Raw genomic sequence first — 23,023 nt, forward strand, 5'->3', positions numbered from 1 at the left:
AATCTCTTCATTATCATTATAAGTTCTTGATATTTTTAGTTGACACCCTGTAAAACAGTGCATAAAGCACTGGTACAACTATTAATGTAATAACCGAACCGATTAATAAACCAAACATGATAGCAACTGCCATTCCTCCAAATAACTCGTCTGAAATTAATGGAATCATTCCCAAAATAGTTGTAAATGAAGCCATAATAACAGGACGCATTCTTGAAACTGCAGAGTCGATTATAGCATGTGCTATATCTTTACCTTCCCTTATTTCGATATTAATTTGATCCAAGAGGACAATTGCATTCTTAATCATCATACCTATAAGCCCGAGTGTTCCAAGAATAGCCATAAAACCAAATGCTTTTCCTGTCAGCAGCAAACCATAACTTACACCAATAAAGGCTAAAGGAATAATAATCAAAATAATTATAGGCTGTCTAAAATTATTGAATAATAGCAGTATAATAAAAATCATGAAGAAGAAAGCTAGAGGTAAAAACTTACCCATATTTTCTTTCGCATCCGTACTATCTTTATGCTCTCCCAACCATTGAAAATCATAACCCTCTGGTAATACAATTGACTCAACCTTTTTTTGCAATTTCACAAAAACATCGGGAGCATTATACCCCACTGCTGGATCACATTGTACTTTAATCGCTCTTCTACGATTATAACGTTTAATGCTAGGATTTTCAAACTGAATATCGATATCTGAAACAACTTGCCTCAATGGAATACTATGCAAGTTATTCCCCCAAACAGGTGTATTCTCTAATGCTTCAACATACTTATCCTTATCAACTTTGGTTTTTAGAATAATTGGTAACATATCATCATCCTGATAAAACAAACCAATAGGTAAACCTGTTGTTGCACAAGCTAGAGCATTCGAAACATCAGAACGGGTAATATTTACTTTTCTTGCCTTAGCCTGAGAAAATTCCGGATTCCAAACCTTCACTTTGTTGTTCCAATTATTCGTTACTTTCACCGCTGTTGGTTCAGCCTCCATAATCTTCTGAGCCTGATCAGCTAAATCTCTCAACACCTCGGGATCTGGACCAGAGAACTTAGCCTCAATCATATATTCCGTAAAAATAGGCCCATAATATCTTACACGACATTTAGCCCAAGAATAGTTTTCATTTAGATACTCTTGTAACTTCTTACCGTAGCTTTTTGTTGTTTCGTAATCCTTAGTATCAACGATTAGTTCTCCATAATTCGAATGATTATTCGTAAATGGACGAACCAAAGTATATCTAGCAGGTGTTGAACCCAAACTAGTTGTTACATTTACAACTTCTTTCTGTTTCAGCAAATAAGCTTCTATATCAGCCAGCTCTTTCTCGACACTAGTAATATCACTACCATCTGGCAAATAATATTCTACAACAAACTGATTGTAGGCAAGGTTAGGCATAAAAAGCTGTTTCACATTCGAGAATGCAAAAATCGACGAAATAAAAAGTAAAATTGTAATTACAATGATCGCTATTTTATGGTGTAGAGCATACTTTATAAATGAGCGAAATAATTGATAGAACTTACCTGCATAAGGATCTACATTTCCGTTCTCAGTTTTTTCATATTTTTTACCTTTTAAGAATAAATCGCAAAAATATGGCGTCTGAGTTAATGCTAATAACCAACTAATAAACAGAGATATACCTATAACAAGGAATAAGCTAGAACAAAATTCTCCTGTACTATCTGGAGATAAATAAATTGGTAAGAAAGCTAAAATTGCTACTAAAGTTGCTCCCAATAAAGGCATAGCCGTTTGCTTGGAAGTTCTCACTAAGGCTTCTGATCGTTTAACGCCTCTTTTAAGATCGATGAGAATACCATCGGCTATAACAATTGCATTGTCAACAAGCATCCCCATTGCAATAATAATTGCACCTAGACTAACTCTTTGTAATGCAATATCAAAACTCAGCATAACAATAAATGTAGCCAAAATAGTAAAAATCAAACCACTACCAATCAATAAGCCTGTTCTAAAGCCCATTGCAAATAATAAAACAATGACAACAATAAGTACTGATTCAATTAAATTGATCATAAATACCTCAATCGCTGAACTTACTCGTTTGGGTTGATAAAACACCTTATTCAAATTGATACCAACGGGTAAATTTTCCTTAAGTTTATCCATCCTATTTTGGATACGCTCTCCGAGTTCAATCACGTTTCCTCCACTTTCCATTGCTACAGCCACACCAATTGCAGGTGTTTTATTGTATTTCAATTTATTGGTGTAAGGCTCCATAATTCCTTTTGTTATAGAAGCAATATCTTTCAAATAAACAGAATTGGCCCCCATACCTGATACTAAAAGATTCTTCAAGTCATCTAACTGATGAAAACTACCATCAGAAGCGATACGAACTCTGTCTGAACCTACTTTTAAACTTCCTGGATTAATTACCTTATTCTGATTATTAAGTATCTCGACCACTTTATAAGGATGAACACCTAGATAAGCCATTTTCTCCTGCGATAATTCAATATTAACACAAGTTCTTTGTTCACCATACAAATTGATACGTTTTACCCCATCAACCAATAGAAGTTCTCTTTTTATATAACGTGCATAATCTTGTATTTCATCACTTGAAAAACCATCGCCACTCAATGCTAGAAAAATACCATATACATCTCCATAATCATCGAAAACCATAGATTTAGATGCACCTTGTGGTAAATATACCTGAGAATCACCTACTTTTCTACGTAGCAAATCCCACACCTGTGGCAATTCAGAAGTAACTAATGATTTAGCTATATTTACTGTAATTTCGGAATAACCGGCCATAGAACGTGACTCTATAAAATCGATATTATCCATAGACTGAATAGCCGTTTCAAGTACGTCGGTAACTCTCAACTCCACTTCGTGCTGAGAAGCACCTGGATATTGTGTTATAACCAAAGCTGACTTAACCGTAATTTCAGCATCCTCAAGCTTACTCATTTTAGTAAAAGAGAATACCCCTCCTATCACAATAGCTACCAGTGCAACAAACAGTACCTTGTGCTGTTTTAAAATAGCCTCTGTAATATTCATAGCTGACCTCCTACGTTGGAATTTGTTCTTTTAACTAACATTTTAACTTTCTGACCTTCTCTAAGGTTATGAATACCAGCTGAAACTATAAAGTCACCATCTGAAACACCATTTTCAATAGATATCATGCCGTTTGAATCAAAACTTTTGAGTTTTACTTCCTTACGCTCAACACATTCCTTTTTTGGATTAAACTTCCAAACGTAAGATTTACCTTTATCACTAAAAACAGATTCTTCTGGTATTTTGTTCAAAGTATTACCTTCAGATTTTAGATAAGTACTAAGGCTAGCAACCATTCCAGGAACAATTTGCAGCTTTTTAGTATTAATATCTAATCTCATTTTATAGAAATTATCTCTATTAGGTTTTCTTTCAATATCAATCAGTTTTAAATCAAAATTTAAGTTTGGGAAATGCTCAAACTGACATTGAAATTTTGTAAAAAGCTTACTTTGTAAATAATCATTTTCACTAAGAGCTACGACCAATTCCAAATGACTTAAATCAAGTAATGAGATAATGGGCTGACCAGCACCAATCTTCTCAAAATTCTCTACATATAATGATTGTACATAACCAGAAAAAGGAGCTCTTATCTTCGTGTCATTCAAAGCATTTTCTGCTGCATCTTTGTGAGCTTTAGCTAACTTATATGCTACTTGTATTTGGTCATAAACACTCTTAGAAGTACTTTTTTTCTCAAATAAAGCCGTATATCTTTCTGCCTGTAATTTTGCATTGTCATAGTTTGCATTAGCCGATGCTAATTGAACCTGATAATCACGCTCATCGAGCATAGCAACAACTTGTCCTTTTTTAACAAACTGACCTTCACTAACACTCAATTTTACCAATGGCCCAGGAATTTGAAAAGCTAATTTTACTTCTCTTGATTCTTTCACAAGACCAGTAAATACTTTTTTTGTTAGATTAGACGACTCTGCATCTACCTTAAACACCTTAACAGGTTGAACAAGCTCTTGCTTAGCGACATTCTTTCCATCTTTGCAAGCAAACATGCCCACAGAAAGAAATAATGCAAGCACCATCATTCTTGAAATTTTCATTTTTCTCATTCTAAAAACATTTTGAATTAACCTTTTATGATTAATTCATACCATATGTATAAAATAATAGAGAACCCATTTCTCTATTCCAATAATTATCAAACTACAAAATGAACTATATATGTTCATATAGTTCATTCCTCTATTAAAAAAAAAGCAAGCTAACTAGCTGCTATTTTTATATCTGCATGAATTTATATTTTAATCCCCATTCCCCTAAACAAACACCTAAAAGAAGTTCTTAAACGATCAATTGTCTCTTCTTCGGAATATGGACCAGTAATATAAATTTCGTTTAAAGCCCGCAAAGCATCCATACAATACGCAACGTTTATATCTTTTCGAATTAAACCTTTCTCTTGCCATTCAAAATAACACTGGCTTACTATCTTCATCTGTTCTTCGTACTTCTCTTCTATGTTTTTCTCTATTAAAGGATATTCCTTATAGATCTGCTGTGTCAATATTTTCTGCGCTTTTATAGCATAGTTGAAATAATTATCCAAGAATACTTTTGTTGCCTCAATAGGCTCATCAAAAGTGTGATATGGTTCCAATACTTTGATAATATTCACATTAAGAATCTCAAGAGCAATTTCTTTTACAAGCTCTTCTTTTGTTCTAATAACCTTATAAAGAGTTGCTTTAGCCAAACCACACTCACTTGCCAATTCAAGCATATTCAATCCACGAAGTCCATATTTCAACATCATATTCTGAGCAACCTTAATTACCATCTCATGAATTTCTGCCTTATCTGATTTTGCCATAATTGAACTCTTTTAGTATTTCGAGTGCAAATATAATAAAATTGAATTCAAAAAATCATATTAACAATCTAAATTTTGAATTTTCAAATTCAAGCAGAGAAAGCTATTAATTTATGTACAAAAAAAAATGCAACCCTAGAGGATTACACTTTAAAAGACAGATTATTTTTCATCATATTATAAAATTGATTCTATATCTCATGAAAATATTTATGAATTAAATTCATTAATTTATCCCTAAATATTGGCTTGGTAATATAATCATTACAACCAGCTTCAAGAGATTTATCTCTATCTCCTACTAAACTATAGGCTGTTTGAGCAATAATAATTACATCCTTATTCATTTTACGAATTTGACGAGTTGCCTCATAACCATCCATTTCAGGCATTTTAATATCCATTAATATCAAATTTATATCCTGATTATCAACATAAAGTTGAATAGCCTCTTTCCCATCTTTTGCAATGATAATCTTGCTACTCAAAGGTTTTATTAGTAACTCTAAAAAATTCTTTGAAATATTATCATCTTCAACAATTAGCACTTTTAAACTCATACCAATTTTATTTAATTAGTAATACTATTTTTTAATAGATTTTTCTCTTTAAAATCTACATTACATGGAATGGTAAAATAAAATTTAGAACCAATTCCTTCTTTACTTTCGATCCATATTTCTCCCCCCAACATTTCAACAAATGCTTTAGAAATTGCCAAACCTAAGCCAGCACCTTGAAAAGCTCTTTTATCACCAATATCGGCTTGAATAAAACGATCGAAAATTGCACTTTGCTTCTTTAAAGGTATACCAATACCTTCATCTTTCACAGAAAATTTAAAAAAACCTTCTTTTTTATCAACAATAATCTCAATAACCCCATGTTTACTATACTTAATTGCATTTTCAGTTAAGTTTCTAAGGACTAAATATAATTTTTCTCTATCAGTTTTAACAAAACAATCATTATTAGATAAAGAACTCTTAATTTTCAATTCTAAATTTTTACTTTTAATTTTATCACTTAATAAATTACGAACATTTTGAATTTGAGTATTCACATTAGTTTCTGATATATACAGTTCCATTTGCCCCGATTCCAACTTAGAAATATTAACTAAATCGTCAATAATACTAAGCATTCTTGCACTACTTTTCTCAATTAGTTCAATAGAAAGCTCTCTATCCTCTTCATCGAAAGTAGACTGCTTTAAAAGTTCTGCAAAGCCAAGTATTCCATTCATTGGCGTACGAATTTCGTGACTCATATTAGATAAAAAAGCCGTTTTTAAACGATCACTTTCCTCTGCTTTTTCTTTAGCCTCACGAAGCTTTACTTCTGCTTCTTTACGGTGAGTTACATCGTCATGAGTCACAACAATATGGGTAAGTTCATCATTTTGACTTATAAGAGGGTATATTCTAGTTGACATCCAACGCTCAACACCTTCATAAACATTTGATACATTATTTTCTGGACAAAATTTATAATCCTCTATTGAAACAGCTTCACCTTCGTATGCTTTATTTACATATTTAAAAAGCTCCATTCCTTTTATTGCTTCGCACTTTAAGATATTAAAATTCAACAAGGTTTTTGAAGATGGAATACCCCAGAATTCTTCATAGGCTTTATTAACGACCACTTGCAATCCTCTAGAATCATAAACTTCTATATCCGAAGGTGATTCTTGTAAAAACTTCATCAGTCTCTGTTCGCTTACAATAAGATTTTTTTCAGCTAGTTGTCTTTTTTCTATTTCATTTGATTGGATTAAAGCTTTACCCAAATGATGAACCACATTCTCAAGTTCTTTTAAAAATAAAAATGTAAATGGCTTTTTCCTTCCTAAAATAAGCAAGCCATAACCATTCAAGCACAAACCATAATAGTACACACTATTATAGGTGAACTGAGTAGGTTTGCCTCCATCCTCCATTGAAACAGAGCTAAAGTAAGTTTTTACCTTATCCCAATCATTGGTTTTTCCTGCGGCAAAAGGCACAATCATTAATTCTTTTATACGACTTTCTTCTTCTATTTTTAAAACTCCAGCTATAAAGCAATTGAGTTTTCTTAAATATAAAGGCAAACTCTTATCTAGAATCAGGCGTTCACTCTTTTCATGACTGACACTAAAGACCAACTCTAACAAGATTTCAGTTTGAAAGCTTTTATCTACCATACAGCTAAAACTATTGTTTTGTTATAAATTTCTAAAAATGAATCCCCCTCATTAGCTATTTCACCAATAGTTAGAACGCCAGATACTTTCTTATTTTTAGAAATAACTTCTAACTCTTTTGAATATAAATCTTTCATAAATATAACCCTTGATATACAATCAATACAAAAAATTGAATCTTGAGCCATTTCTTTATCTAATTGAGAAAGGGCCCGTTCTCGAGCTACTGAAGCACCTTCTATTAAAGACTCTAAATCACCATGAAGCACCTTAACATATTCTCCCTGTTGAATGGAATCAATAAAATGAAGTTCATTATTACAACATTTAAAAGGATCTCGAACAATCATTTCTGCATCCAACTTTTCAATACCTAAAGGATAAGATTCTACTATTTCGGAAAAATTATCTGTGGTTAATTTCAACCCCGAATGAGAGTCAATAATTTCTTTATAAATTTGGAAAGCAGGTTTCCAATTTAATGTTTTAACTATATTTTTATCCGTTTCTGTTACCTTCAATATTTCTGAAAATGATTTCCACCCATGAGCAACACCTAAAGCCATTTTTTTATTTACCCAACCAATTACTGCTGCGTTTTTATGAATGCCTTTATTTGAGATAATGCACGCTAACTTTTCGAAAGATAAAGAACCTGCCGATCCTCCGATGTATGTTGTATTGACACCGAAAAAATTAAACAAGCTTTCCATAAATTGACTTTTTCTACTAGCCAAACTATCTACAAATACAAATAATGAGCTTAACTGATTCATTGAATCTTTATGAATAGCTTCCATTTGCTTTAGACAAACATCACCATTTTGAGATAGATCAAAAACCTGAGTTTTTAACTCAAATAATAAAGGCAATAATAAAACACCTTTCTTCTTTCGTTTTCCTTCAAATATTAATTCCGGGAATAGACCTCCAAGAATGGGCGTAGAACAAGTATTAAGCAGTGGCATTAATTCATCATCGGAATAATGCTCTGCATCTGCCATCAAAAACAAAATAGATTTTGTTTCTTTTTCTTTATCTAGTTGTTTAAGACATTCATTTAGTTTTGAAATATCCTTATCTGAAAAGTATAATGCTCTCATAACATTTAAGATGTTATTAAATTGCGCTTTATTATTATGACTATGAATTAACCATTTTAAAGCTAACAATTAATATTTACTATTGAAAATAATAAGGATCTGAAATTAACTTAATATACAAATTATTATATTGATATGTCAAGTTCTATACATCAATATAAAGCCTTACTACCCATTTTTTATTAAAATATATAATTTTAATAAGTTGTTTGATTAAACCTTTATGCTTTCTAACTGTCTCAGTAGAGTACTACTAGTTATTAACAAAATATGATTTCGATATGAAAAAAACACTTTTCTTGATTATTGGCCTACTTTTAAGCTTTACGTCACACCTTTGGGCACAAGAATTCCAAGGTAAAGCCTATTATCAAAGTAAAACAACCGTTAATATTGATTTATCGGGACGTAACATTCCCGAAGATCGGAAGAAAATGATGATGGAACGGATGAAAAAAGCTAATGAAAAGACTTTTATTTTAAACTTTAACCAAATAGAATCGATATATAAGGAAGATGTGAAACTTGAACAACCTGGTTCTAATCAAGGTCGAGGAATGGGTTTTGGAATGATGGGCAGTAATGGTGAAGATTATTACAAAAATGTAAAAACAGGCACCTATGCTGTAAAGAACGATCTCTTCGGTAAAATTTTCCTTGTTCAAGATTCCCTTTTAAAGTTAGATTGGAAGATGGGTGCTGAATCAAAAAAAATTGGAAAATATACAGCCTTTAAAGCAACAGCAACTAGAACAATTAAAAGGCCAAATATGGCGGCTCTATTCAATAGAAATGCTGAAAGTAAAGGTGAAGAATATATCGAAAAAGAAATTCAAATTACGGCATGGTATTCTCCAGAAATCCCTATTAATCAAGGTCCTGCAAACTATTGGGGATTACCTGGTTTAATATTAGAATTAAGTGACGATATAACGTCTATTTTATGTTCTGAAATCAGCATGAACCCCAAAGAAAAAGTCGTTATAGAAGCACCATCAAAAGGGAAAAAAGTTAACCAAGCAGAATACGACGAAATTTCTAAAGCTAAAATGCTAGAGATGCGTGAGAATTTCAAAAACAACCGTGGCCGTAGAGGTGGTCCTGGAGGAAGACGCTAATTTCCACAATAAGTCCTTTATTAATCAATACACAAACGCACTCTAGATATGAAAAAAATATTCTCAACGACCCTACTCATTTGTACATTTTTCACCGTATTCTCACAAAATATCAACTTGAGTGGCACCGTAAAAGATAGTATTGGCACGGGACTTGAAATGGCTAATATTATTGCCCTAAATGCTGAAACCAATATGTTAGATTCCTACTGTGTTACAAATCACAAGGGATTTTACAAACTGAGTTTAAAAGCTAACACAACTTATAATATTAAAGTAAGTTATCTTGGCTGTACTCCTGGCGAATACACGATAAATACTATAGATAAGGATATTGAAAAAGATATGACTCTTTTTGAAGAAAACAGCTTACTTTCTGAGGTGAGCGTTACTTATAAAATGCCTGTTTCAGTTAGAGGAGACACTATTGTTTACGATACAGATTCATTTACAACAGGAACTGAAAAAAAACTCAAAGATGTACTGGTTGCTCTTCCTGGTGTTGAAATAAACGACGAAGGACAGATTGAAGTTGAAGGTAAGCAAGTTCAGAAAGTGATGGTTGAAGGCAAAGACTTTTTCGATGGTGATTCAAAAATTGCAACTGAAAATATCCCCTCTAATGCTATAGCCAAAATTGAAGTTCTTCGTAACTACAATGAAATTGGCCAAATGAAAGGTCTAACTAACGACAATGATAATATTGCCATGAATATTAGACTGAAAAAAGGTAAAAATAAATTTTGGTTTGGTGAATTAACAGCTGGAGTTGGTCCTGATGACAAATTTTTAGCTCATCCTAAATTATTTTTCTATTCGCCTAAGTTTAGTCTTAACCTTATTACTGATATGAATAATATTGGTGAGGTTGCTTTTACTCGTAGAGATTATATGAATTTTTCGGGTGGATTTAAGAATTTCAATCGTAATGGAGGAAGTTCATTTAGTACAGGTTCGAATAGCTTAGGTATATCAACAGCTCAAAACAATAAGGCTAAGGATATAGATACAAAATTTGCAGCTCTAAATTTCAGCTATTCGCCTAACGAGTCGTTAGATTTAAGTGGGTTCGGAATTTATTCCTACACCGGAACTAAGATGGAAACTCAAAGCTCAACGACATACAAATTAGAAGAAAACAGTTCACAGGTTGAAGATGCCATTAAAGAAAATGATCAAAATGTTAATTTGGGACTTATTAAGTTGAGTTCGGTTTATAAGCCCAATGTTAACTTCCAATTCGATTACGATGTGATGCTTAAACAATCGGATGACGATGAAGAGGAATCTGTAAGCTCAGCAGTAAATAATACAACAGATATAATTATACAGAACAAGAAACAAAAACCAACAACTGTTAATCAGAATGCAAACATCTATTATACCATAAATGATAGAAACATTTTTGCGTTCGAAGCTCAACATCTGTACCAAGATGAAGATCCTTTTTACAATGCAATTCGAAGTGAGTTTGCCTTTGTCGATCTCTTTCCAGTAAATCAATCTCAAAGCTTATACAATCTTAATCAGAAAAAAAATATTAGAACTAATAAACTTGATGCTAAGGTCGATTACTATTATATAACGGGTGACAAAAGTAATATCCAATTCACTTTGGGGACAACACTAAGTCATCAAAATTTTGATTCAGATATCTATCAAATTCTTGATAACGAGTCAGAGTTAAGTATGGACGAAAGTGAATTCAACAATGATGTCGATTTCAATATATCCGATCTCTTTTTGGGTTTTCACTATAAATTACAAGCTGGTATCTTTACTTTTAACCCTGGTTTAAGTCTTCATCAATATAAGGCCGAGAATGAACAATTGGGAAGCAAAGTAAGCGATGATTTAACTTCTGTTTTACCTGATATGTACATCAATGTACAACTGAAAAAATCGGAGAATCTGAGATTAAATTATAAGGTAACAAGAGCTTTTACCGATGTGAGTAAATTTGCTCAAGCGTACGTTCTAAACAATTACAATTCGGTTTATAGCGGCAATAGAAACTTGGAGAGTTCTTTGAATCATAATATATCCTTAAACTTCTTCTCGTTTAACATGTTTAACTTTACTAACATGTTTGCTAATATTACTTATACAAAGCAAATTGATGCGCTTAAAAGCGATGTTATTCCAATGGGAATTAATCAGATAACAAGTACTATAAATTCAAATTTAAATGATGAGTCTTTAAGTGCAAACGCTCGCTATCAAAGAACATTTAAGAACGTTAAATTCTCTACAAGAGCTAGTTTATCTTGGGCGAAAACCAATAACTTGATTAACTCCCAACCTAGTGCTTCGGAATCATTCTCCCAAAACTATTCGGGATCAGTATCGAGCAACTTTAAAAATGCTCCTAACTTAGAAATAGGTTATGCTTATTCTATAAGTAATTATGATAGAGGACAAACATCAACTAGCTATTACACAAAGCGACCATATGCTAAACTAGATGCTGTTATCCTTAAGGAACTTATTTTTACTGCTGATTACGATTTCTATTCGTACACCAATAAAGAGAATACAATTGATAATGAATACAGTTTTCTTGAAGCCGATTTAATTTATCAGAAAAAAGATAGCAAATGGGAATTTGGACTTAAGGGCAAAAACCTACTTGACACTAAATCATTGAATCAATCTAGCGAATCGGATTATGCCTATTCATCATCCACTTACTACGTACAACCTCGCTATTTATTATTCACGGTTAAGTACAACATCTAAACAACTAAACCTTGACATAAACTTCCTTGTTTCAAATGAGACAGGGGAGTTTTTTTATGGATAAAAAGAACGCCTCTTCCCTACTTAAATTGTTTACTTAAGTCTTCGAAAGAAATACATCCTGAATATCGATAGTACGCCTTACTCTGTTTATTTAATTCCACTCCTGATATAATTTTATTCTTAACTTGGTTATCTATTTTATTGAGTCAATAATTTAGACCTCCAATTTCATGAAAATTAGGAACATTATCCGTCAAGCGCTATCTTTTTGAAAAAAAATAAAGTCATTCTATACGTTTTTCAATTATAATCCGTTCTGATAAAATAGTTGTACCAAATAAATATGCTTTATGAACAAAATTTTCATCCTAATTATACTTTCAATTAACCCATTTTTAATTTCATGTGGTGGCACCAGCTTTAATAACGATTTAATTGTTGAAGAATCATCCGAAGCTAAGAATCTCAATGAAACGAATAGAAAGGATGCCTTCGATTATTTGAATCGTGTGAGAAATAAACCATCGGCATATAGTGATGAATTAGGTGTAGATTTATCAACTGTTGAAAAACGTGATAAACTTATTTGGAGTGAAGAACTAGCGAAGGCAGCCTACGAAAAGGCAAAGGATATGGCTGAGCGCGATTATTTTGCTCACACCGATCCTGACGGCTATGGTATGAACCATAAAATAGATGCCGCAGGTTTCTCCTTAGCCGACTACCTTTTAAAGTCTAAAACAGCTAACAACTTTGAATCTATTGCCGCTGGAACAAATCGAAATACAGGTAAAATAATGATTCAGCAATTGATTATTGATAAAGGTGTTTCTAGCCTAGGACATAGAAAACACCTTTTGGGTATAACCGATTTTTGGGCCGACGCTGAATATTGTGGCATCGGCTTTTATAAAAAGCTTGGCTCTGCATACACTTACTATATGTGTGTGCTAATTGCCAAGCATGAATAATGTCTTTTATCACCTACTACCTATTCAATATTATCCGAAATTTTGGCGTAATAGACAAAATGGCTGCTGAAAAGTTCTAATTCGCAGACTATACCTAGCTTTGCGTTAAATAAAACCATTTATACAAAATCACCTTTAATTTTAGGCAATAGCTATCAGAGAAAAGCTTCTTAATTGGGCAATGTTTTATAGCGCTAACTTCTTAAATTCTTCTTTTAAATTTACCTTTTCGCTCAAGTGAATTGTCTTAAAACCAAGTTTATTGGCAGCTATAATATTTTCCTTATTGTCATCGATAAACAACGATTCATTAGCTGTTAATCCATATCGGTTAAGTAACAATTTATAAATACTCGCATCAGGTTTTACTATTTTCTCTGTTCCTGAAACAACAATACCTTCAAGTTCTTTAAAAAAAGGATATTCATTAAATACCAAAGGGAATGTTTCTGCAGACCAATTTGTGAGACCAAATAATCTATATTTATCTTTTAAATCCTCAATTAAAACCACATTTTCATCTATTGCTCCTCCAATCATTTCTATCCATCTAGAAAAATAAATTCTAATCTGGTTTTCGTATTTTGGAAATTTAAGAACTAATTCTTCTGTCGCTTCATCAAAAGAGCGACCAGCATCTTGTTTTACATTCCATTCTGAATTACAAATATTCTCCAAAAAGAATTCCATCTCAGTTTCATTGTCAAACACATTGCGATACATATATCTAGGATCCCAATCCATTAATACGCCACCAAAATCAAATATTATATTTTTAATTTCCATAATCTATTCTATTCTTTTAACTCAACAATTTTCAATAATACTTCTTATCAATACAAATATAATGGGTTAAAAATTAATTTAACCCATCTACACACGATACAACATAGAGTTAACTATGTAATAGCATTTTAATCACAAACCTTAATGCTTACTTCCTATCATACTCAAACCATTCGAATAGAGCCTGATTTTTTGATTCTAACCCATTACTTGTTGCGTACACACCAATTCCTGGACCATTAAACATAGCATTACCTTGCCCATCTGCAATCACAACAAGGCTTTGTTTTTCACCAATAGGCTTTAATGATTTTGGTGATTCACCATAACTAAATTGAACCTCCAAGTCATTAGCTTCCACATGCAGATATACATCCTTACTCTTAAATGGAATACGAGCAATTTCAGTTTTCTTGCCTTTGAAAGACTTTATGAGTATCAATGAATTTTTATCTTTTAACAAATTGTAATGGTTTTCATTCGTTCGATAAAATGTTAACCCAGCTTGTTCATTGGCTTTAGAGGTTTTAAAACTCATCTTTGTCATTGCTTCGAACTTATGATGCTCAATACGCTGAATTAGAATTGAGGGATTTACCAAACTATCCATCACCTCTTTGCGTAATTTCAATTTAAGCTTACCATTTTTAACCGAATAAAAGTTCTCTTTGGGAGTACGTATAGTACACCATTTTAATCCTAATTTCTCACCTTCAAATTGATCTCTTACGGGTTCCTTTTTAACAGGTGACCAGGGTAAATTTGGACGCGTTTGTTTCATAAGTACTTTTCCATAACCAGGATTAAAAATGGGTGTTTGACCTTCAAATTCAACCTTCGCTAAAAAGGTCTCTCTAGCAAGTGTCGTTATTCTATCAATTTTACGTTTTCCCAATAAAACAGACCACCATTCTCCATTCTGTGTCTGCACTAAATCACCATGTCCAATGGCATGTAATGGATAATCTAAGCCTAAATTACGATGTGTAATTACAGGATTTATATAATCTGCCACATAAGGACCATTAATTGAATCGCTATGATGAACAGTAAGAGAATGATACAATCCCGTGCCTCCCTCAGAAATCATCAACAAATATTTACCATTAATTTTATACAAATGTGGACCTTCAGAATATGATGCATTATTAGCGTGTCCAAAGGTTAACTCATGGCGCTCTCCAACTAGTTTTTTTTGTTCTAAATCTAATTCCTGATTGTAAATAACTGATTGACCAGACCACTTTTGTTCCTCTACACCGGTCATACCAGTATAATAGCATTTTCCATCGTCATCCCACATCAATGATGGATCGATACCAGGAGCTTCTGGCAACCAAACCGGATCGGACCACGGTCCTGCTGGATTGCTAGCAGTAACGTAAAAATTCATTCCACATCCTACGCAAGTATTTATGACATAAAATAACCCCTCGTGATATCTTATAGTTGGGGCAAAAACGCCAAGTTTATCAGGTAATCCTGTAAAATCCATTTGCTCTGGACGATTAATGACATGACCTATTAACTCCCAATTCACCAAATCGTTACTGTGATAAACAGGAATACCAGGAAACCATAAAAAGGTGGAATTTATTAAATAATAATCATCACCTACCCTACATATTGAAGGATCGGGATGATAGCCTGGTAAAATAGGATTGTCGAAAGTAGTTGGTTCTGATTGCCCAAAAACATTCAAACTAAGAATTACCCCAACAATCATTATGCTAATAGATCTTAAACTCATAAAAAATATTTATTTAATCTGTTTTTATTCAATTTCAATCCTTTCCTATTTGTTTTAGGATAAGTTACTATTCAACTCAATAATTTTGGCAAGATTTATTTGGAATTAGTTTAACAACGAATTGGCTGACTAGTCGTAACAAATTTAGTTCAAAAGAATTTACTTTTAAAGCCCAAAGGGCTGAAGTTATTATAAAATGAAAGGAATCATATTACGATGAAGCCTGAAAAGATGAAATCATTTGTATCTAAATATGCAAAAATGCTCCAAACATATTATTTTATATCACCCCATTCGGGGTTTACTTATTATCTATTCATTTTTGCTATAATGATATCATCCCTTCGGGATTGAATCAGCTTTTTTAATCGGTATTCCTTTTCCTAATATTTATTAGATAATTGTGCTGTGAATTAGTTGTATAAATTAAATAAGACTATCAATAAGTATATAAAAGTGATAAAACCGAAAGGTTATCCTTACGAATACAAACATTTGCTTTTAAAGCCCAAAGGGCTGATATGATTATAGAATAAAGCAACCATATTTGTAGAAACCCTAAAAGGGTGAAATCATTTATCTATCCATTCAAATAAATATTTCTCATCATAATCCACATCGAATCGTTTAAGAAATTGAAGATATTCTTCCTTAAATGTTGTTTTATGATGATGCTGCTCTTGATTCAAGATGTAATTATAAACTTGATCTATTTGTGAATGGCCATAAGAAAAAGCACCAAATCCTTCTTGCCATGAAAATTTACCTTTCACGAATTTCTTCGAATTTATAAAATTTGAAGAGTTGTTTTTAATATCTCTAACTAAATCTGAAATTGGCATCGTTGGCTTTAAACCAACAAATACATGAATATGGTCAGGCATACCACCTACAATTATAGGTTTCTGACCTTTATTTGTAATAATCCCCGATATGTATTTATGTAATTCGGTTTTCCATGTTTTAGATATCAAATTTTCACGCCCTCTAACGGCAAAAACAATTTGTATGTAAACTTGCGAAAATGTTCCAGGTATATTATTAAATTTTATATCACCCCATTCGGGGTTTACTTGTAACCTATCAATTTTGCTATAACTATATCATCCCTTCGAGATTTAATTAGCGTTTCAATCAATACTTCTCTTTCGCCTACTGTTATATCGATAGTAAGCCATTCTTAATCTATTTCACTATTTTCATTCCAATAATAACTATCCGGATATTGTCTTTCTCCAAAAATTGCTGTTCCTACTCTTATAATTGTTGCTCCTTCTTCAATTGCTATTTCTAAATCGCCACTCATTCCCATTGAAAGTTCATTCATTTCAACATTTGGTATTTGAGCATTAATAATATCTTGTTGAATAGATTTTAGGAGTTTAAAACACGCTCTCACTTTTTCTTTATCTGAACTAAACAAGCCAATAGTCATAAGACCCTTTATTTTCAAAGTCTTAAACTTTGCAACTTCTTTCACAAAATTTAGACTTTCACTTGGTGCATACCCAAATTTACTTTCTTCGTTTGAAGTGTTTATTTGAATAAGAACATCCATCGTTTTGTTCTCTAAAGTTAAACGATTATGCAATTTTTCAGCTAAACTCATTCTATCTATAGTCTGAATACAAGAGATATTATATTTTAAAATTTCTTTAATCTTATTGGTTTGTAAATGACCTATAAAATGTTGTTCGTGCGAGAAATTTTTCAAGCCTTCAAATTTCTGTTTAATTTCTTGTACTTTGTTTTCAGCAATAAGTGTTTCGCCACATTTAAAAGCTTCTTTTATTCTTTCTGGTTCAACGGTTTTTGTTGCAAGCAGAAGTCTTATTTCATTGTAATTTCTAACTTATCAAGTTTATAATTCAATAAGCTATCTTTTTCTCCTTTTAGGAGATGTCCATAGTTTTCAATTTGAACTTTCTCTAATTGTAAAGTTCCGTATGAAAAAAGAAGATGTTTGTTGTCTTTCATATGTTTATATTTCAAATTTACCACAAAAGCAAGTTAGCTGTTTTTTAAACAAAGTCTTAAGAAAGGCTACTAGAATAACTACGTTCCATTGTCAACTATTCTAAATCCAAAACATAAAAAAAAGCTGTAGATCAATCTACAACTTTATATTTATTTGAAATCACCGCACTTAAAAGAGCTTTATATTGCAAGATTCTCTTTTCTAAAAGTACCACAAACTAAACCTTTCCCCAAAAGTAGCAATTCTGTCATTTGTTACGTCAATCCACCGACTGTTAGCTACGCTGTTCTTCGAAACATGTTGGGCAGTTCCTGCCACACGAACGCTTAGTTGTTGTGAGCCGTTATTTTCTATTTGTTTAATATACTATATCCAACTATTATTCCGATTAGTACAAAAAACACAAATGCTAATTTACCACTCTTAGCCATTTCAATTACAGGTTTATTTTTTTTATATAAGCTAAAAACAACACCATTCATACTTAATCCAGTTGTTAATTTACAAGCAATTTCATTTCCATTTTCGTTAATTACAAAATTATGTTCTGTTCCTGTAATTGAACTCTTTTCTGAAACGATTTTTCCATTAACTTTTACTGTTTCTTTTCCTAAGAGAGTATTGAATAACTCAATCTTATTTTCATCCAAATGTACTGTTGTGTATTTCATATTTATTGATATTTATAATTTTGATTTTATTATTACTATGGCAATACCTATTAGAAAAGTTATAATTCCGCCTATAATTATTACTAAAAGTAAAATTCCAATAAATTTCAAAATTTTCATTAAAAGTTTCCCAAAACTTAATTCATATATTTTTTTATACGCATAGGAATAATATATAAAAGTAAAAATAGTTGCATATAAAAGGATGTTATATTTAGTTATAAGACTAAAAATAAAGGTTAGTACACCAAAAAATGTTGTAATGCCTAAAAAATATGTGTTTATAACTAAGTGTTCACCATAATTATATGGTTTCCTAAAAACTAAAAATGCAATTAACGTAAAAAGAGGTAAATAAATAAATGATATAAGGTTGTAATATTTTAATTGGAACTCTGCAATACTTTTATTCAATTCGGCTTGATTTTTATAACCAAGAATTTCCAAACCTTTTTTGTTATTATTTGTAATTGATGCTGAAACGTTCTCAAGCTCATTAGTTTGTTGAATATTGGTTGTCGTAGACATTAAAATAAATTGTTCAGAATATTGATTAAACACAAAAAGAGAAACTGCAAGACTAATTGCGAAAAAAGTAAATGGATTTGTATATTTTTTTCGAGTTCCATTAATGTATTCTCTTATAATTGTTTGCGGTTTAGATAATAGAAATCTTAGTGTAATAAAAAAATTACTATCCCAACCTAATGAAATAAGTAAGTGAGAAAATAAACTTTTTACAGTTATTCGTTCCCTAATTACTTTTGCGCCACATTCATTGCAAAAATTATCATTATCATTAAGTTCAGATTTACAATTTTTACAATTCATTATTTATCATTTTATTGAATTCTTGATTTCATTCTTATATGGCTTACAACGGGCTTGCTATGTGTTTTGGGGGATTTCGAAGCTCTTCACTTTCAAATCCGCACTTAGCCAAAACTTTGATTTACATTAATTCAAATTATAAATTGAAAAATCAAAGTTTTGGCGGTGTTGCAACGGAGAACTGCGCTTGAATTACCCGCTGAACCCGCATTACATATAGCTTTTGTTACAAAACGTTTTTATATACTTTGCCATCGTACTTTAAAACTTCTTTTACAGTTCTAATTTTCTCTTTTTCAATGCAATCGTCAGCTTCAGCTACATTCGTCGTTTCTGTGATTTTATTTTTCACTAAAATGTTAGTAAAACCATTGCTTTTCTCTTTTGCTACAATTACGATTTTTTCTTGATCCTTAAAACTACCAGTGCATACTCCATCCCATTCTCCATTGAAAAGTGCTACAGAATACTTATTTAGCACTGGAAAAATGGTTTCTTCTTTTTCTATAAATAACGTCAATGTTTCTTCTGAATATGGATTTACCCTTGAAGAACCGGAATAACTAACTCTTATTCCAAATGCTCTAGTTGATTTATTGAGCATATATGGTGCTGTATCAATTTTAATTGATTCTAATTTAATTGCATCTGAAGTCCAGTTATTTGTTTTGTGGCTTTCAAAATATTTAGATATTATCTTCCCAGTGGTGGATTCAACAATTAAGACATAACTGTCTAGGATAAAATAATCGAATTCTTTCTCTACAACTTTAGGTAGTACAATAATAGATTTTGAAGGATCATTAGGCATCGCCTTTTCACTTACTAGTGACAAATAACAATCTTCAATATTCAAATCTAAGTTTTTACAAACCTTTGACGTCAATTCCGAAGATTGTCCAAAAATGGCATTGCAGATGAGAAAATTTAGTGCAAGTATTAAGGCTAATTTATTGTATTTCATTTTCTGCTTTAAATGTTTTGTAACAATTGTAAATGTGTATTACACTTATATTTCTTTTATCAATCTTAAAACATACACTTACACAGCTTATTGAGGTGTATAAGTGTACATTCGCAATTAATGTTTTATAAAATAAGACTAATATTTATCGAAGTTAACAAAAAAAGAGAATGTAACTTGACTTACATTCTCTTTTCTGATAGGAATACTGATAAACAAGTTCCTAAACCTATATTGTTTTTTAGAACTAAAGACCTCACCTATTACGAAGCCTTTACCCAGTAGTTTTAAGCATGTTCGCAGTCTGCTTTGTTTAACTCCTCAGGCTCATCTTTTTTGCGGCGGCGTTTTACCAATTCATTATTCGTATCGATTAGCTCAGCAATGGTGTGGGCAATATCTGTGTATGTAACTGGGTTTACTTTTGCCATAGTATTCATATAGCCCACCAAGTTTGTATTAATCTCTGTGATAATCTCTTTCTTCAACTGGCTTGCTGATTGTAAATTCTTCTTCACACTCTCCTGCTCGGTTTGTTGCAATGCTAGGTTTTCAAAATCTTTTTGAGCCGTATCCAAACTTGTAATCGTTTCGGGTACGCCTTGCAAGCTTGCTTTAGCTAATACAACATCAGCCTTAGATAAATCGTTTAGTAAGGACTCAATAGAGGCTGATTTTTCTGTATAACTCTCCTTCAGTATGCGCAAACCATATTGCTCCAATATGTTGTTTACGACTGAGGCTGCTTCTTTTATCTCAGCAATAGGCATATGATCATAGCCCTCGACCAACTTAAACAAGGCTCTAATTGACATATTGCGCATACGGTCTTTCTCTGCCAACTGAGAATAAACTTTCAATCGCTTCAACGCCTCAATCAACTGAGTGTTCGCAAGACTTATTTTTTCAATTATAGGCGTTAAATAAATATCTGTACTCCAATCATTATTTGCAAATGCCTTTAGCATAAGCGCTAATAATGCACTTGTATCACCACTACGACTATTTGTTCTAATTTTTTGGATGATTACCATAACTCCTTATTTAAAGGTTCGTGTTTTTACTCTATAACCAAATAATAACTAAGGCAAAATGCCTAGAAATCATTCATTAAGATATGATAATTCATCAAAAACACCAAATTTCTTATTTTCAGCATATGATAATTAATCGAGCCCATTAGATTTCATGCTTTCATTAAATGCTGATGTGCTATATGCCTGAGCATTTAAGGCTTTATTAGATGCTTATAGACTAAATGCCTGTGATTTTAAGCTTTTATTATATGCTCATGCAGCAAAACCAAATTTATGATTGAAATCGATCATTTTATTATCGCTTTTAAGGCACTTTGACGTTCTTCTCTTTGTTTTTCAGTTGGCTTATTAGCTTATTTGTATTCTTCACTAGAGTTTCTTCCGTTTTTATAAAGCTGAAGTATTTCAATATGCTCCTTTTCCTCGAAGCTGTTAAATTATTGAAGTCTGCTAAAAGATTATTATCAACCAATTGTTCTGTGACTAATTTAGGCACGGAGTATTCCTTTACGTTCTTGTTGTGGTCTTGTTCTATTTCAAACTGTGCCACTTTGCCCAATGCAGTCCTGCCACCTTGCATCATTATTTTATTAACAAAAAGCCTGTGTGTCGCATTCTTCACTGGCATAAGAGTTTTGAAAAAATCGAAACCGTTTATTTTCCCTTTAATATTTATACGACCTCTATCTACGATAAGGCAATTGGTTATTTCGAATGGCACATCGACACACCAATTGATTCCAATGAGATAGATCTTTGCTGAGAATAGATATTTCTGATTGAGTTTCATTTTTAATAAGAGTAATTACCAAATAATATTGTCATCAATAAAGTGAATAAGGCTACTTGCTAGTTCTTCTTGTTCTTGTATTGTAGGATGTCCTGGGGTTCCTTTGTAAGGAATAAAATGAGTGTATATATTCTTGTCATTTAAATTAGTTACTGCCTTATTTATATAGTCAATCCATTTTGATCCTTCTTTGGTGGCATCCATACTTCCAAGTGCACATATTATTTTTGCATTGGGATAATGCATCCTCAAATTGACTACAAATTGCTGATAAGCATTTATTAAATAGGCATCACTGGGAGCTTTGTTTCCAAAATTAGTTTTGAACTCTTCTCTTTCTGGCTTATTAACTAACCACGAATCGTTTTGGAACAAATTAACAACTACAATATCAGGTGTATACAAGGAGAAATTCCATTTACTTGTCGAATCTGTAGGAATCAATCTGTCATATATTTCAGGCATTATGAGAGGAAACCAGCTAATTGTAATACCTATACCACTTTTACAAATACATTGATATTCAGCATCAAAATGTCGAGCAGTAATAGCGGCATAGCTTAAATAGTTGTTGGTAAAAGTACTATCAGGACGATCTTTACCCGAAGTATCTTCAACAGCATATCCAGCTGTTATTGAGTTGCCATAGAATTCTATTTTCCTTCTTTTAGGAGCTGTCTTAGGTAATAGTTTGGTCTTGTTACTTAGTTTAAAGCCATAAAAATTAGTTCTCCCTCTATCCCACTCTGTTCTTTTAAAAATCTCAATTGAGTGTTTTCCTTCGGATAATTTTGAAGCTAATTGGTAGTATTGTTTCGTTGTATCTGGTCTTAAAAGAGCCACACTATCACTATCTATAATTATATTGTAATAATTATCTCCAGATTCATCTTTTAGCAATGCCTGTACCGACTCTCCTTCAAAATTAATTTTAATAGATGTCCCTGACCAATATAGTTTTGCTCCTTCATGTCTAGTAGTATCTATTCTTCCCCAATATTCAATATTAGGATTCAAAGAGTTTACAATTGTTTCCTTTTCAATTGTACAACTACTTAAAACAACTGCTAATAAGAGTAATAGTTTACTTATTTGTCTCATGACCTTAAATATTATAATTATTATAAATAAGCCGATTAATCGAAAACGCCTTGATTAATTTAATTTCCAATTTTCATAAA

The 23,023-nt window shown here is 31.9% G+C and carries 20 protein-coding genes; 3 read left to right on the forward strand and 17 right to left on the reverse strand.

Translation table 11 applies throughout. The annotated features are described in order from the left end of the window. Positions 1-16: 16 nt before the first annotated feature. The 6 genes from EMN46_RS07590 to EMN46_RS07615 form a co-directional block, all read right to left on the reverse strand. Positions 17-3,073, reverse strand: coding sequence for an efflux RND transporter permease subunit (locus EMN46_RS07590; protein WP_154200198.1), 3,057 nt, complete (start codon positions 3,071-3,073; stop codon positions 17-19). Further along, complete coding sequence (locus tag EMN46_RS07595) at positions 3,070-4,152, reverse strand: efflux RND transporter periplasmic adaptor subunit (RefSeq protein ID WP_154200199.1); 1,083 nt, start codon at positions 4,150-4,152, stop codon at positions 3,070-3,072. Before EMN46_RS07595 ends, EMN46_RS07590 begins: the two co-directional genes overlap by 4 nt. A gap of 185 nt (positions 4,153-4,337) precedes the next feature. Then, a complete protein-coding gene (locus tag EMN46_RS07600; protein WP_154200200.1) occupies positions 4,338-4,913 on the reverse strand; it encodes a TetR/AcrR family transcriptional regulator in 576 nt (191 codons plus the stop codon). A gap of 191 nt (positions 4,914-5,104) precedes the next feature. After that, complete coding sequence (locus EMN46_RS07605) at positions 5,105-5,473, reverse strand: response regulator (RefSeq protein ID WP_154200201.1); 369 nt, start codon at positions 5,471-5,473, stop codon at positions 5,105-5,107. An 11-nt stretch (positions 5,474-5,484) separates the two neighbouring features. Then, positions 5,485-7,101, reverse strand: a complete 1,617-nt coding sequence (locus EMN46_RS07610; RefSeq protein ID WP_154200202.1) for a PAS domain-containing sensor histidine kinase — start codon at positions 7,099-7,101, stop codon at positions 5,485-5,487. Next, the gene (locus tag EMN46_RS07615) at positions 7,095-8,273 is read right to left on the reverse strand and encodes an FIST signal transduction protein (RefSeq protein WP_154200203.1); all 1,179 of its coding nucleotides are present in this window, start codon (positions 8,271-8,273) and stop codon (positions 7,095-7,097) included. The genes EMN46_RS07610 and EMN46_RS07615 overlap by 7 nt, the downstream gene beginning before the upstream one ends. A 212-nt stretch (positions 8,274-8,485) precedes the next feature. Between EMN46_RS07615 and EMN46_RS07620 the strand changes: the two genes are divergently transcribed. The 3 genes from EMN46_RS07620 to EMN46_RS07630 all read left to right on the forward strand — a co-directional run bounded on the left by EMN46_RS07620 (position 8,486) and on the right by EMN46_RS07630 (position 13,035). After that, entirely contained in the window at positions 8,486-9,322 is an 837-nt protein-coding gene (locus EMN46_RS07620; RefSeq protein WP_154200204.1) for a GLPGLI family protein, read from the forward strand. A 48-nt stretch (positions 9,323-9,370) separates the two neighbouring features. Beyond that, the gene (locus EMN46_RS07625; RefSeq protein WP_154200205.1) at positions 9,371-12,061 is read left to right on the forward strand and encodes a TonB-dependent receptor; all 2,691 of its coding nucleotides are present in this window, start codon (positions 9,371-9,373) and stop codon (positions 12,059-12,061) included. A 353-nt stretch (positions 12,062-12,414) separates the two neighbouring features. Beyond that, positions 12,415-13,035 carry a CAP domain-containing protein gene (locus EMN46_RS07630; protein ID WP_154200206.1) on the forward strand — a complete coding sequence of 207 codons (621 nt, stop codon included), beginning with the start codon at positions 12,415-12,417 and terminating at the stop codon, positions 13,033-13,035. A 186-nt stretch (positions 13,036-13,221) separates the two neighbouring features. On the opposite strand, the gene EMN46_RS07635 is transcribed toward EMN46_RS07630, so the two are convergent. The 11 genes from EMN46_RS07635 to EMN46_RS07685 all read right to left on the reverse strand — a co-directional run bounded on the left by EMN46_RS07635 (position 13,222) and on the right by EMN46_RS07685 (position 22,943). Beyond that, positions 13,222-13,821, reverse strand: a complete 600-nt coding sequence (locus EMN46_RS07635) for an HAD family phosphatase (RefSeq protein WP_154200207.1) — start codon at positions 13,819-13,821, stop codon at positions 13,222-13,224. Positions 13,822-13,969: 148 nt separating this feature from the next. Continuing rightward, the gene (locus EMN46_RS07640) at positions 13,970-15,571 is read right to left on the reverse strand and encodes a glycoside hydrolase family 43 protein (RefSeq protein WP_154200208.1); all 1,602 of its coding nucleotides are present in this window, start codon (positions 15,569-15,571) and stop codon (positions 13,970-13,972) included. Between the two features lie 572 nt (positions 15,572-16,143). Then, positions 16,144-16,659, reverse strand: coding sequence for an IS200/IS605 family transposase (gene tnpA, locus EMN46_RS07645; RefSeq protein ID WP_368667506.1), 516 nt, complete (start codon positions 16,657-16,659; stop codon positions 16,144-16,146). Positions 16,660-16,751: 92 nt separating this feature from the next. Beyond that, the gene (locus EMN46_RS07650; protein ID WP_368667507.1) at positions 16,752-17,405 is read right to left on the reverse strand and encodes a YggS family pyridoxal phosphate-dependent enzyme; all 654 of its coding nucleotides are present in this window, start codon (positions 17,403-17,405) and stop codon (positions 16,752-16,754) included. Further along, positions 17,402-17,548, reverse strand: coding sequence for a hypothetical protein (locus EMN46_RS07655; RefSeq protein ID WP_195715212.1), 147 nt, complete (start codon positions 17,546-17,548; stop codon positions 17,402-17,404). The genes EMN46_RS07650 and EMN46_RS07655 overlap by 4 nt, the downstream gene beginning before the upstream one ends. A 351-nt stretch (positions 17,549-17,899) precedes the next feature. Then, on the reverse strand, positions 17,900-18,220 hold the full coding sequence (locus EMN46_RS07660) for a hypothetical protein (protein ID WP_154200210.1): 321 nt from the start codon (positions 18,218-18,220) through the stop codon (positions 17,900-17,902). 12 nt (positions 18,221-18,232) lie between these two features. Next, complete coding sequence (locus EMN46_RS07665) at positions 18,233-19,051, reverse strand: DUF3667 domain-containing protein (protein WP_154200211.1); 819 nt, start codon at positions 19,049-19,051, stop codon at positions 18,233-18,235. A 226-nt stretch (positions 19,052-19,277) separates the two neighbouring features. Continuing rightward, complete coding sequence (locus EMN46_RS07670; protein WP_154200212.1) at positions 19,278-20,015, reverse strand: hypothetical protein; 738 nt, start codon at positions 20,013-20,015, stop codon at positions 19,278-19,280. 287 nt (positions 20,016-20,302) lie between these two features. Further along, positions 20,303-21,049: a DUF6261 family protein gene (locus EMN46_RS07675; protein WP_154200213.1), complete on the reverse strand. Its 747-nt coding sequence runs from the start codon at positions 21,047-21,049 to the stop codon at positions 20,303-20,305. 307 nt (positions 21,050-21,356) lie between these two features. Then, complete coding sequence (locus EMN46_RS07680; RefSeq protein WP_154200214.1) at positions 21,357-21,842, reverse strand: DUF1905 domain-containing protein; 486 nt, start codon at positions 21,840-21,842, stop codon at positions 21,357-21,359. 15 nt (positions 21,843-21,857) lie between these two features. Then, on the reverse strand, positions 21,858-22,943 hold the full coding sequence (locus tag EMN46_RS07685) for an SGNH/GDSL hydrolase family protein (protein WP_154200215.1): 1,086 nt from the start codon (positions 22,941-22,943) through the stop codon (positions 21,858-21,860). Between the last annotated feature and the right edge of the window lie 80 nt (positions 22,944-23,023).

Origin of the sequence: Ancylomarina sp. 16SWW S1-10-2 (assembly GCF_009669305.1) — a bacterium.
In the GTDB taxonomy this organism is placed as follows: Bacteria; Bacteroidota; Bacteroidia; order Bacteroidales; family Marinifilaceae; genus Ancylomarina.